The sequence below is a fragment of the Sphingomonas sp. CFBP 8760 genome (genome assembly GCF_014841615.1).
Lineage (GTDB): Bacteria > Pseudomonadota > Alphaproteobacteria > Sphingomonadales > Sphingomonadaceae > Sphingomonas.
In genome coordinates this window covers 92,686-104,509 of record NZ_JACYUG010000009.1, presented here as the reverse complement: position 1 = coordinate 104,509, position 11,824 = coordinate 92,686, and the positions used below count along the sequence as shown (strand labels likewise).

The following is an 11,824-nucleotide window of genomic DNA, read 5'->3' as shown; positions in this document are numbered from 1 at the left end:
ACATGCCGGCTGCGGCGCAGATCAAGGTGATGGTCGTCGACGACCAGGCGAGCATGCGGGCGATGATTCGCCGGTCGCTGCAGGACCTGGGTTTCAAGGACGTGCGCGACAAGGGCACCGCGCCCGAGGCGCTGGCGGCGATCAAGAGCGACCGGGTCCACCTGATCGTCTCGGACTACAACATGCCGTTCATGGACGGCCTGCAATTCCTGGAGGAGGTGCGCGGCGACCCGGTGATCGGGAAGACCGTGTTCATCATGCTGACCGGATCGTCGGACCGCGAGGTGGTGCAGAAAGCCGCGTCGCTGGGCGTCAACAACTACCTCGTCAAACCCTTCGCGCCGGCGGCGTTGAAGGAGAAGATCGAGCGCGTGTTCGGCGAGCTGACGTGACGGTCGCGCGGCGCATCAATCTGGTGCAGGGCGAGCATCTGGCGACCGACCGGCCCGGCAGCATCCTGTCGACGCTGCTCGGATCGTGCATCGCGGTGTGCCTGCACGACGGCGTCGCGCATGTCGGGGGCATGAACCACTTCCTGCTCGGCCGCCCCGACGCCGGGCAGACGGTGGGCGCGCACGAGATGCAGCGTTACGGCGTCCATGCGATGGAGCTGCTCATCAACGCGATGATGCAGAAGGGGGCGATTCGTTCACGATTGCGCGCGCACATCTATGGCGGTGCCAACATCATCGCCGGGCTGGGCGGGATCGGCCACGACAACGCGGTGTTCGCACGCCGCTTCGTCGAGACCGAGGGGATCGCCATCGGCCATGTCGACGTCGGCGGCACCCGCGCGCGCAAGATCGAATTCATGCCCTTCGAGGGCAAGGCGCGTTCGTCGTTCGTCGCCGAATCCGTACCGCTCCCGCGCGCGCCGGTCGTGCCGGTCCACGGCGGCGAACTCGAACTCTTCTGACCCTTTTTCCGAACGGTTCCGCATCCCATGGCCCAGCCTCATCCTTCCCTGCCGATCGGCCCCCTCCACGCCGCGCTCGCCGTCGAGCTGCGCCACGTCCGCGCCTCGATCGAGCAGCTGGCGGAGACGCTGGTCGTCGACGAGCATTTCACGACGCATTATCTGGAACAGTTCCAGACGTTCGACCTGCTGGCGCAATATGCCGACGAAAGCGCGTCGCTGCTCGACCGGCTGGCGATCGGCCATGACCCGCACGAGGCGGTCGCCGGCGTGCGGCTGGGCATGGTGCAGGAACGGCTGCGCACCGCCATGGCGGGAGCGGTCTGAGCCATGTCCGGCGCCAACACCCGTCCCATCGTTATCCGCAGGGTCAAGAAGATCGCGGGCGGTCATCACGGCGGCGCCTGGAAGGTCGCCTACGCCGATTTCGTGACGGCGATGATGGCGTTCTTCCTGCTGCTCTGGCTCATCAGCAATCCCGACAAGCAGCGGCAGAAGGGGCTGGCGGAGTATTTCTCGCCGGCGTCGGCCTCCACGCTGTCGCAGACCGCCGATGCCCAGTCCTCGGCCAGCGGCATCGGCGGGATGCCGGGCGCCGGCGGGCACGGCCGCCGCGCCCAGTCCGAACAGGTGCAGCCGCCGCGCGGCCAGCCGTCGAGCAAGGCGGGCACCTCCGGCACCACCGTCGGCGGCACCGCCCGCATTCCCGATCCGTCGCTCCGCGTGATCGCGCAGGAAATGCGCGTCGCGATCGACAGCCTGCCGCCCGAGGCGCCGGGCCGCCGCGAGATGCGGATCGAGGAGGATCGCGACGGGCTGCGCATCAGCCTGACCGACACCGCCGCGCGGTCGATGTTCAAGGCGGGCACCGCCGTGCTCAACCCCTTCGCGCGCGAGATGCTGGCGCGGGTCGCGGGCAAGCTGGTGAAATCGGACGCGCAGATCGCGATCGAGGGCCATACCGATGGCGACGGCACCGGCGGCAACGACACCAACTGGCGCCTGTCGGGCGAGCGTGCGATCGCGGCGCGTGCGGCGATGATCGCCGCCGGCCTGCCGGCGGACCGGTTCGCGGAGATGGTCGCGCTCGCGGATACGCGCCCGGTCTATCCCGACCAGCCCGACCGGCCGGAGAACCGCCGCATCACCATCGTCGCCAAGGGCGAGGCGCCGTCGCTGCCCAGCGACGCCAGCTTCCGGTTCTGAGCACATGAAGAAGATCATCACCCTGCTGATCGTGCTGATCCTGGGCGGTGGCGTCGGCGGCGGCGCGGCCTATGCGACGCTGCGGCTGCTGGGGCCGCCCGCGCCGGCCAAGCCGGTCGAACCCACGCTCGTCTTCGTCTCCGCGCAGAAGGTCAGCGCGCCGATGGTGCTGGGCGACGGACGGCTGTCCGGATACGTCTCGTTCGATTTCGACGTGCAGGTGCCCGAGGAAGAGGTCGCGACGGTGACGGCGAAGCTGCCGCTGCTGCTCCATGCGATCAACATGCGCACCTATCGCACCCCGCTGGCCACCGGGCCGGACGGCATGTTGCCCGATATCGAGGGCCTGCGCCGGGTCGTGCTGGCCGCGGCGCCGGAGGCACTGGGCAAGGGCGTGGTGCGGCGGGTGGCGATCACCCGTGCCGAGCCGGCATGACCGGGGCGGGCAGGGCGGAAGCCGATATGACGGGCGTGGACATGGCCGGCGATGCGAACGCTATGACGGCCCGGTCCGCTTCCCTGCCGCAAGGTCTGCCCGCGCGCGAGGCGCGGCTGACGACGATCCTGCTCGTCGGCCGCCTCGTCACCGATGATCGCGACTGGGTGTGCCGGGTGCGCAACCTGTCGTCGGGCGGGCTGATGGCCGAATGCGACGCGGCGCTGGCGGTGGGCACGCCGGTGCGCATCGAACTGCGCAATCTGGCCGTGGTAAGTGGCGAGATCGTGTGGACACGGCCCCCGCGCGCCGGGGTACGCTTCGACGCCCCCGTCGACGTCACCGAATTGCTGCGCACCGGCGGCGGCCAGGCGCGCCGCCCGCGCGCGCCGCGGCTGACCGCCACCTGTTCCGTCCTGTTCTGGTATCAGGGACAGACGAGCGCGCAGACACTGGTCGACCTGTCGCAAACGGGCTGTCGCCTCGCCATCGCGCATCCGCCGCCGGTCGACTGGCCGGTGCGGATCACCATCCCCGGCCTGCCCCCGCGCCATGCCACGCTGCGCTGGGCACACGACGGCGAGGCGGGCTTCGCCTTTCGCGAGATCCTGTCGTTCAGCGAATTGTCGACATGGCAGGCGGACCTCGCCACCCGGTTCGGGGAACGCGGCTAGGCCGGGACGGCGGCGTCGTCGATCCGGAACTGGACCAGCGAACGGGCCAGGTCGTGCGCGCCGGTGACCAGGGTGGCGCAGATCGCCGTCGCGTCGCCCGCCATCGCCGCATTCCGTTCCGTGAAGCGGGCGATGTCGCGCATCCGGTCGTCGACGTCGCGGACATCGCGTGCCTGCCGGTCGGCGGCGACGGCCATCTCGCCCACCAGCATCGACACCTCGCCGACATCGCGCAGGATGACGCCCAGCTTGGTGCTGGCGGCCCCGACCAGATCGACCCCCTCGACCGCGCAGGCCCGCGCCAGGGCCAGCGATTCGCCGATCTGTTCGGTGGCCTCGCGCAGCCGCCCGGCCAGCACGCTCACCTCCTTGGCCACGACCGCGAAGCCGGCGCCCGCGCTGCCGGCGCGCGCCGCCTCCATCTGTGCGTTGAGCGCGAGCAGGCGGGTCTGTTCGGCGATCGACCGGACGAGGCCGGTGATCGTGCCGATCTGTGCCGAACTGGTGTCGATCCGGGCCATCGCCGTCACCGCCGCGGCGACGGTGTCGCGCGACCGTTCCGCATGGTCGCGCGTCGACCGGGCGACCTCCTCGACCCGGCGGGCGCCCGACGTGTTCTGCCTGATCGTCTCGGTCAGCTGGGCAAGGCGTTCACCCACGACGCCGATCGCGCCCGCCTGCTGCACCGTCCGCTCGGCCAGTTGTCCGGAGGCGGCGGCGATGCCGTTCGCGTCGCGATCGACCGCGGCGACCGTCGCCTGCACCCGCCGCAGCAGCCCGGACAATTGCACGACGGTGGCATCGTAATCGTCCTTCAGCACCGCCGCGTCGCTCGACAGGCCATCGGCGAGGCGGAAGGTCAGGTCGCCGCGCGCGATGGCGGCCAGCCCTTCGCCGATGATCCGGATGGTGGCACGGTCGCGTCCGGCGTCGTCGCGCGCGCGGCGCGCGGCGTCGTCCGCCTCGCGCGTGCGGATATCGCGCAGCGCCGCCGCTTCCTGTTCCAGCCGGCGGTTCTCCAGCCCGGCGAGCCGGAAGATATCCAGCGCGCGCGCGATGCGGCCGACCTCGTCACCCCGGTCGCGCTGGTCGGCGGGAACGACGGCGGCGAAATCCTGCCGCGTCAGCCGGTCGACGATCCCGGTGAGGCGTTCGACCGGCCGGGCGATCACCGCGGTCAGCAGCCACGCCATCAGCAGCGCGATGGTGAGCAGGCAGATGCCGCCGGTCGCCAAGACGAGGGACGAATTGCCCAGCGCCTCGTTCAGCTCGCGCTGCCGCGACGCCATGCGGCGCTCCTCGATGTCGCGCAACGCCTGGACCATGCGGGTGATGTAGGTGATGCGCGGCTTCTCGCCGGCGTCGGTCAGGATGCGGATCGCCGCCAGCCGCCCGCTGTCCGTCCTGGCCATGGCGATCAGGTGATCGCCGTAATCGCGCCGCCAGTCGCGATTGGCGGTCACCGCCTGGCGGATCAGGGCATGTTGTTCGGGCCGGTCGACCAGCGTGGACAGGGACGCCATCGATCCGTCGAACTGGATCACGCCCTCGCGATAGGTGTCGAGATAGTTGAAGTTGCGGGTCAGCAGGACGCCGCGCATCTGGGAATTGACGCGGATCAGCCCCTTTTCGGCGACATGGGACAGGCGGATGATCTGTTCGCTCTGGCTGTTCTGCCGGGCGGCCGAACCGATCGCCTGAAGCTGGAATGCGACCAGCACGATCATCGCGACCGCCGCGGCTAGCAGGATGCCGAATGCCAGGGTCAGCTTGACGCGTGTCGAAACGTCCCTGAACCGGATCATCGTCCTTCCCCCTGTGTCGATCGTTGCCGTGACGTTCTCCGTGCGATGCGGCGGCGGCCTGTGCCGATCCCGTCTTTCCCGCCGTCACCCCGCCATCGTGCCGGGCGGTGGCGACGATCCGTGCCCTACCGGCGCGGCGGCGTGGCGGCGGCCAGCGCGGGCGACGGTGCGGGCGTGGCCGCGCGGCGACGCGCCATCGCCATGGTGAGCGCGGCGGCGCCCTTGGGCGTCATCGCGGCCAGGATCATCGCGGTCGATCGTTCGCGCATCTTCTGGGCGACGCGCATCTGCACGTCGAGGTCGAGCTGTTCCAGCACCACCGCGGCGGCGGCGGGCTTCATCACCTGATAGATGCGGGCCAGATCGTCATACTGGTCGGGGCCGGCCGCCGGCGCCTCGCCCGCCGGGGTGGCGGCGGACGGCTGGGGCGTGGCGCGCAGGCGCGATTCGGCGGCCTGCGCCGCCTGTTCGCGCAGGTCGAGCGCGCGGTTGCGCCGCGCCGCCGCCTTGTCGCGTTCGCTGATGTCGGAGGCGATCGCCGCGCCGAGGCGCGAGGTCGGCGCCTCGGCCGCCGCCCCTTCGGTGACGGTGGCGGCGAGGCCGACGGTGTTGCCGACGACGGCGACCGCCGCCGAGAAGGCGGTCAGCAAAAGCAGGGAGGGACGGCTCACGACCAATTGTCTCCATCATGGCCGCCGGTGCGGCCGGCGCCGTACGGGTCGCCGTGTTGTTCGTCGATCTGGCGGCGCCTGGCCGCCTCGGCGGTGTCGGCCATCCGGTCGGCGGAGGCGTTGGCGATGCCGATCATCACGGTCAGCTCGTCGCTGATCGCCTTGCCCTCGGTCAGGACGCGGGCGGTGCCGGAACATTCCGCCAGCGTGCGGCGCAGGTCGGCGAGCACCGTCTGCGCCTCGCGCGTGGAATTATCCAGCGCGGCGACCATCTCGGCCAGCGCGCTGGGCTGGACGACCTTCAGCGACCGCATCATCCGCACGCTCTGGATCAGCACGGCGGCACACAGGATGATCGTCGCCAGGTTGGCGATCGTGGCGAAGCTCAGCATGGCATTCTTCTCAGCATGATCGCAGACCAATCACGCCAGCGGCCCCTTGGCAATGTCGGTCGTCAATCGGACGGCCACCTTTGCGTTGCGCTGCCCGATCTGCGCGAGGCCCAGCGGCACCCCGCCGACATGCACTTCCAGGGGATCGTCGGGACGCTTGCCCAGCGTCAGTGTGCGGCCGACGGCGAAGTCGCGCACCGCGCCCAGACCCATCCGCGTCTCGCCCAGCACCACCTCGACCGCCACTTCGGTGCGCGCGATCTCGGCGGCCATGTGCGCGCCCCAGATGTTCTCCGGCCCGTGCTTCTCACCCATGAAGCGCTGGCCGAGGACGCGGCGGACCGGCTCGATCGTGGCATAGGGCAGCAGCACGCTGAAGCAGCCGCCGCGCCCTTCCATGTCGACGCGCAGCGTCGCCACCGCGCAGATATTGGTCGGCCCGGCGATCGAGGCGAAGCGCGGGCTGGTCTCGATCCGCTCCAGCGCCATCGTCGCCGGGGTGATCGGCGCCATCGACTGACCCAGATCGGCCAGCACCAGTTCCAGCATCCGCCCGACCAGCCCGACCTCGATTCCCGTGAAGGCGCGGCCGTCGATCATCGGCTTGCCGCCGCTCTTGCGGCCGCCCAGCAGCGCATCGACCACCGAATAGATCAGGCTCGGCTCGACGGTGATGAGGCCGTAATTGCACCATTCCTCGACCCGGAACACGCCGATCATCGCCGGCAGCGCGATGCGGTTCACGAAATCGCCGAATCGGATCGAGGTGATCTCCTCCAGGCTGACGTCGATCGCGTCCGAGGTCAGGTTGCGCATCGAGGTGGCGAATGCCCGGATCATCCGGTCGTACACCACTTCCAGCATCGGCAGCCGTTCGTAGCTGATGACGTCGGATTCGATGACCGCCTTCAGCCCGCTGCGCGCCCGGGACGGACCGCCGACGTCGCCGAACAGCGCGTCGATCCCCGCCTGGTCCAGCGCGCCGTCGCCCATCATCCCCACCGGTGGTTCGGGAAGCGCGAAATCGTCGAAATCGTTGCTCACTGTTGAATCAGGTCCTGCACGAGGATTTCCTTGACCTTGCCGTCACCCAGCGTGGCGCGCGACCGGATCAGCAGCTCCTCCTTGATGCGGAAGACGGCGGCGGATCCCGACAGGTCCTCCGGCCGCAATTCGCGCAGGAAGGGCTGATAGGCGTCGAGCAGCGCGGGCAGACTGTCCTTCAGCGACGCCGCCGTCGTTTTCGCGCCGGGCACCAGCATCACATGGACCTTCAGGAAATGCGGCGCGCCATCGGCGGTGCGCAGGTTGACCAGCAGCGGCGGCACGTCGAGCGGTGCCTCCTTCTCACCGCCGCCATGGCCGCCCTCGCCGCCTTCGCCCTCGCCCTCGTCGGCGGCTTCGTCGTCCGCCGCCTCGGCCTTGTCGCCATGGCCGGCGCCGGCCTCCGCCTTCGCAGGCTCGCCGCCGAACATCATATAGGCGCCGCCGCCGCCACCCAGCAGCACCGCCGCGGCGGCCGCGCCGATCACGATCAGCTTCTTCTTCTTGTTCTTGGCTGCGGGGGGCGCACCCTCCGCTTCCGGCTTCTCGGCGTCGTTGGACACGGGTGGGGGCAACCTTTCCGAAACGTGGGGGGTGGCCGACCGGCCGCCCGCTATCCCGCCTATTATAGGATGGTCGGCAGGCAGTTTTTGCCTAGCGACACGGAAAAGCGCAGTCAGGAAACGGAAAGCCCGGATGGACATCTCCTCCTACGTCCTGCTCAGCCAGGAGCAGGCGCTCAGGCGTCGGCTCGACGTGGCGGCGAACAATATGGCCAACATGAGCACGGCGGGCTTCAAGCGCGAACGCCCGGTGTTCCGCGAATATGTCGAGCAGCAGACCGAGGCCGCGGTCAAGGACGCGCGCAAGACGTCGTTCGTGCTCGATTACGGCGCGATGCACGACACCGCGGCGGGATCGTTCCAGTCCACCGGCAACCCGATGGACGTGATGATCGACGGCCCCGGCTATCTGTCGGTCGAGGCGCCGGGCGGCGGCACCGCCTTCACCCGCGCCGGCTTCGTCAAGCTGAACGAGGCCGGCGAACTGATCACCGCCGGCGGCCAGCGGCTGCTGGGGGAGGGCGGTCGCCCGATCGCGGTGGCGGCGGACCAGCTGGCGACGCTGTCGATCGGCGGCGACGGATCGGTGATGGGCAAGGATGGCCCCATCGGTCGCCTGACCGTGACCGTGTTCGCCGACGAACGCATGGTGACGCCGCGTGGCGACGGCCTGATGGCGGCGACCGGCGGGCGCGAACTGACCGCCGCCGAGACCAAGCTGAAAACCGGCGGGATCGAGGCATCGAACGTCGAGCCGATCGTCGAGACGACGCAGATGGTCGAGATCCTGCGCGCCTACCAGTCCAGCATGAAGATGTCGCAGGACATCGACGACCTCCGCCGCCGCGCGATCGATCGCCTCGGCAAGCTCGGCTGACCCCCATTTCTTCTAGCTAAGGATTATCGCGATGCGGACCCTTTCGATCGCCAGCACCGGGATGCTGGCCCAGCAGACCAACGTCGACGTCATCTCGAACAATATCGCCAACATGAACACCACCGGGTTCAAGCGGCAGCGCGCGGCGTTCCAGGACCTGCTCTACCAGCAGGAGACGCGGCCCGGCACCTCGGCCGGCGGCGCCACCGAGGCGAAGGTGCCGACCGGCATCCAGATCGGCGCGGGCGTGCGCACCGGCGGCGTTTATCGCATCACCGAACAGGGCGCGCCCAACCAGACCGGCAACCGCTATGACATGGCGATCCAGGGTCGCGGCTATTTCCAGGTGACGATGCCCGACGGCCAGACCGGTTATACCCGCGATGGCACGTTCCAGCTGTCGGATCAGGGCGAACTGGTGACGGCGGACGGTTATCCGGTCCAGCCCGGCATCAATGTGCCCCCCGATGCGGTCGATGTCGCCATCTCCAAGACGGGGCAGGTGCAGGTGAAGCTGGCCGGCCAGACCGAGATGCAGACGGTAGGGCAGCTCCAGCTCGCCACCTTCGTCAACGAGGCGGGGCTGGAGGCGCTGGGCGGCAACATGTTCCTGACCAGCCCGGCCTCGGGCGAGGCGACGATCGGATCGCCGGGCGATCCCGGCCTCGGCACGACGATGCAGGGCTTCGTCGAGGCATCGAACGTCAATCCCGTCGCCGAGATCACCGCGCTCATCACCGCGCAGCGCGCCTACGAGATGAACAGCCGCGTCGTGAAGACCGCCGACGAGATGCTCGCCACCTCCAGCCAGCTGCGCTGACCGCGATGTTGTCGATCCTCCTCGCGCTCGCCGCCGCCGTGCCCGGTGCCACGCCGTCCGCACCGCCGGCGGTCCCCGTGCTGGTCCGCGCGATCGGGCGCGGCGAATTGCTGGCGGCGGGCGATTTCGAATCGCAGCCGCGCAGCCCCGGCCTCGCCACCGGCGCGCTCGCCCCCCGCGACGCGGCGGGGCGGGAGGCGGTGCGCAACCTGTCCGCCGGCGCGGTGGTGCGGGCGGGCGATGTCGTCACCCCCCGCCTCGTCCGGCGTGGCGAGCCGGTGACGGTCAACCTGCGCAGTGGCGGGCTGACCATCGCCACCTCGGCCCGCGCGCTGGGCAGCGGCGGCATGGGCGATCTCGTCCGCGTCGTCACCAGCGCCACCAACCGCACGCTCGACGCCGTGGTCGAGGGGTCGGGCGCGGTCCGCATCGCGGTCGCCCCCTGAACTTGGCCCTGATGAGCCTTTCATCCGCCAGATGCCGGAGATATTCCCAGTGAAGTCATCGCTTTCCCTCGTGCTGATCGGCGCCGTCGCGCTGTCGGGCTGCGGCGTCACCGGCCGCCTGAAGGAGGTCGGCCGCGCACCGAACATGAGCGAGGTCGATATCGCCGACGCCCCGTCGATCGAGGAATCGCTCGGTCGCGCCGGCCGCATCCGCCCGCAGGAGACGGCGGCACCGCAGCCACACGGCGCCTCGCTGTTCCGGGCCGGGGCGGGGGCGTTCCTGGGCGACCAGCGCGCCTCGCGCACCGGCGACATCCTGACGGTGCGGATCAACGTCGCCGACAAGGCAGAGGTCGGCAACACCACCGCGCGCTCGCGCGGGGGATCGGAATCGGCGGGCCTGTCGTCGCTGCTCGGGCTGGAGACGAAGCTGCCGGGCAGCGATCCGTCGAGGCTGATCGCGGGCAATTCCAACTCGCAGTTCAACGGTGCCGGCTCGATCAGCCGCAGCGAGACGATCAACATGACGATGTCGGCGATCGTCACCAACGTGTTGCCCAACGGCAATCTGGTGATCCGCGGCCGGCAGGAGATCCGCGTCAATTACGAACTGCGCGAACTGATCGTGACGGGCATCGTCCGCCCGCAGGATATCGGCCGCGACAACAGCATCCGCCATTCGCAGATCGCGGAGGCGCGGATCAGTTACGGGGGGCGTGGCCAGTTGACCCAGGCGCAGCAGGCGCGCTGGGGCCAGCAGATCTACGACGCGCTGTTCCCGTTCTAACTATTGTCCCCGACGCGTCGTGCCGCCCCGGACCCCGTTTCTATCGGGTTCCGGGGCGAATTCGTCTGGTCGGAAGGTTTCGCTAACCAGTCCTCTTAATTTTTCCGGTCATCGCGACCACCCGGCAATTTCTGCCGCCTATAAGGGAAGGGTAGCCCGCAAGGGCTGGATTGTGGGGAAGGCCCCTCGGGCGGCGGCGCCGTCGGACGGCCGGTTTGCGAGAAGGAAGACACACCGTGGCGATGACCGTGAATACCAATACCGGCGCAATGGCCGCGCTGCAGGCACTGAACGCGACCAGCAAGGGGCTGGCCACCGTGCAGAGCCGGATCAACAGCGGCCTGAACGTCAGTTCCACCAAGGACGACTCCGCGTCGTTCACCATCGCGCAGAACCTGCGCGGCGATCTCGGCGGGCTGAAGGCGGTGACCTCGTCGCTCAACCGCGCCAAGAGCGTGACCGACGTGGCTGTAGCCGGCGCGGAACAGATTTCCGACGTGCTCAACCAGATGAAGACGCTGGCCAAGCAGGCGTCGGACAGCGGCATTGATGCCAGCAGCCGCGCGGCGTACAACAAGGACTTCAAGGCGCTGCGCGACCAGATCACGACGATCGTCAACTCGTCGGAATTCAACGGCACCAACCTGCTCAAGACCAGCGGCGGCGAGGTCAGCGCGCTCCAGTCGCTGACCAACACCGCGACCGGCAGCGGCACCTATGCCCCCGATACGTTGACCGTCACCAATCAGGGTCTCGACCTTGCCGCAACCGAGACGGCATCGACCGGCAAGGGCACCGGCGTGCTCGGCACCAATTCTGAGATCGACGACACGGCCAAGGCATTGAAGATGGTCGACACGCTCGACACGATGACCGCCAAGATGGCCACCAAGCTGAGCGACCTCGGCTCGGCATCGCGCAAGATCGACAGCCAGATCACCTTCGCCAGCAAGCTGAGCGACACGATCGAGGGTGGCATCGGCAATCTGGTCGACGCCGATCTCGCCAAGGAATCGGCGCGGTTGCAGGCGCTCCAGGTCAAGCAGCAGCTGGGCGTGCAGGCATTGTCGATCGCCAACCAGGCGCCGCAGTCGATCACCTCGCTGTTCCAGAACTAAGGGCCGGGGCCGCCCGCCGGGCGGCTTCCTTCCAGCGACCAGACCGGGGCGGATCATCATCCGCCCCGG

16 protein-coding genes are annotated in these 11,824 nt (G+C 69.3%); 11 read left to right on the top strand and 5 right to left on the bottom strand.

Features of this window, described 5'->3' with window-relative positions; genetic code table 11:
• Window positions 1–2 precede the first annotated feature (2 nt).
• The 6 genes from IFT82_RS12725 to IFT82_RS12700 all read left to right on the top strand — a co-directional run bounded on the left by IFT82_RS12725 (window position 3) and on the right by IFT82_RS12700 (window position 3,232).
• Window positions 3–392 carry a response regulator gene (locus tag IFT82_RS12725; protein ID WP_192127284.1) on the top strand — a complete coding sequence of 130 codons (390 nt, stop codon included), beginning with the start codon at window positions 3–5 and terminating at the stop codon, window positions 390–392.
• The gene (locus tag IFT82_RS12720) at window positions 389–916 is read left to right on the top strand and encodes a chemotaxis protein CheD (RefSeq protein WP_192127282.1); all 528 of its coding nucleotides are present in this window, start codon (window positions 389–391) and stop codon (window positions 914–916) included. Before IFT82_RS12725 ends, IFT82_RS12720 begins: the two co-directional genes overlap by 4 nt.
• A 27-nt stretch (window positions 917–943) precedes the next feature.
• The gene (locus IFT82_RS12715; RefSeq protein ID WP_192127280.1) at window positions 944–1,243 is read left to right on the top strand and encodes a hypothetical protein; all 300 of its coding nucleotides are present in this window, start codon (window positions 944–946) and stop codon (window positions 1,241–1,243) included.
• Between the two features lie 3 nt (window positions 1,244–1,246).
• Entirely contained in the window at window positions 1,247–2,122 is an 876-nt protein-coding gene (locus tag IFT82_RS12710) for a flagellar motor protein MotB (protein WP_192127278.1), read from the top strand.
• Between the two features lie 4 nt (window positions 2,123–2,126).
• Window positions 2,127–2,558, top strand: coding sequence for a hypothetical protein (locus tag IFT82_RS12705; RefSeq protein ID WP_192127276.1), 432 nt, complete (start codon window positions 2,127–2,129; stop codon window positions 2,556–2,558).
• A 62-nt stretch (window positions 2,559–2,620) separates the two neighbouring features.
• Window positions 2,621–3,232, top strand: a complete 612-nt coding sequence (locus tag IFT82_RS12700; RefSeq protein ID WP_207105786.1) for a PilZ domain-containing protein — start codon at window positions 2,621–2,623, stop codon at window positions 3,230–3,232.
• On the opposite strand, the gene IFT82_RS12695 is transcribed toward IFT82_RS12700, so the two are convergent.
• From IFT82_RS12695 to IFT82_RS12675, 5 genes are all read right to left on the bottom strand, one after another.
• A complete protein-coding gene (locus IFT82_RS12695) occupies window positions 3,229–5,037 on the bottom strand; it encodes a methyl-accepting chemotaxis protein (protein ID WP_192127272.1) in 1,809 nt (602 codons plus the stop codon). The two genes, IFT82_RS12700 and IFT82_RS12695, sit on opposite strands and share 4 nt — an antisense overlap.
• Window positions 5,038–5,162: 125 nt before the next feature.
• Window positions 5,163–5,708, bottom strand: coding sequence for a magnesium transporter MgtE N-terminal domain-containing protein (locus IFT82_RS12690; RefSeq protein WP_192127270.1), 546 nt, complete (start codon window positions 5,706–5,708; stop codon window positions 5,163–5,165).
• Window positions 5,705–6,100, bottom strand: a complete 396-nt coding sequence (locus IFT82_RS12685; protein ID WP_192127268.1) for a DUF6468 domain-containing protein — start codon at window positions 6,098–6,100, stop codon at window positions 5,705–5,707. Before IFT82_RS12685 ends, IFT82_RS12690 begins: the two co-directional genes overlap by 4 nt.
• A 30-nt stretch (window positions 6,101–6,130) precedes the next feature.
• Window positions 6,131–7,144, bottom strand: a complete 1,014-nt coding sequence (gene fliM, locus IFT82_RS12680) for a flagellar motor switch protein FliM (RefSeq protein WP_342355109.1) — start codon at window positions 7,142–7,144, stop codon at window positions 6,131–6,133.
• On the bottom strand, window positions 7,141–7,707 hold the full coding sequence (locus tag IFT82_RS12675; protein WP_342355108.1) for a flagellar basal body-associated FliL family protein: 567 nt from the start codon (window positions 7,705–7,707) through the stop codon (window positions 7,141–7,143). The genes fliM and IFT82_RS12675 overlap by 4 nt, the downstream gene beginning before the upstream one ends.
• Window positions 7,708–7,840: 133 nt before the next feature.
• On the opposite strand from IFT82_RS12675, the gene IFT82_RS12670 reads away from it, so the two are divergent.
• The 5 genes from IFT82_RS12670 (at window position 7,841) to IFT82_RS12650 (ending at window position 11,755) form a co-directional block, all read left to right on the top strand.
• Entirely contained in the window at window positions 7,841–8,584 is a 744-nt protein-coding gene (locus tag IFT82_RS12670) for a flagellar hook-basal body complex protein (RefSeq protein ID WP_192127265.1), read from the top strand.
• 31 nt (window positions 8,585–8,615) lie between these two features.
• Window positions 8,616–9,404, top strand: coding sequence for a flagellar basal-body rod protein FlgG (gene flgG / locus IFT82_RS12665; RefSeq protein ID WP_192127263.1), 789 nt, complete (start codon window positions 8,616–8,618; stop codon window positions 9,402–9,404).
• 5 nt (window positions 9,405–9,409) lie between these two features.
• Entirely contained in the window at window positions 9,410–9,850 is a 441-nt protein-coding gene (flgA, locus tag IFT82_RS12660) for a flagellar basal body P-ring formation chaperone FlgA (RefSeq protein WP_192127261.1), read from the top strand.
• Between the two features lie 49 nt (window positions 9,851–9,899).
• Window positions 9,900–10,637 carry a flagellar basal body L-ring protein FlgH gene (gene flgH / locus IFT82_RS12655; protein ID WP_342355107.1) on the top strand — a complete coding sequence of 246 codons (738 nt, stop codon included), beginning with the start codon at window positions 9,900–9,902 and terminating at the stop codon, window positions 10,635–10,637.
• Between the two features lie 236 nt (window positions 10,638–10,873).
• Entirely contained in the window at window positions 10,874–11,755 is an 882-nt protein-coding gene (locus IFT82_RS12650; RefSeq protein WP_192127258.1) for a flagellin N-terminal helical domain-containing protein, read from the top strand.
• The last annotated feature ends 69 nt before the right edge of the window (window positions 11,756–11,824 follow it).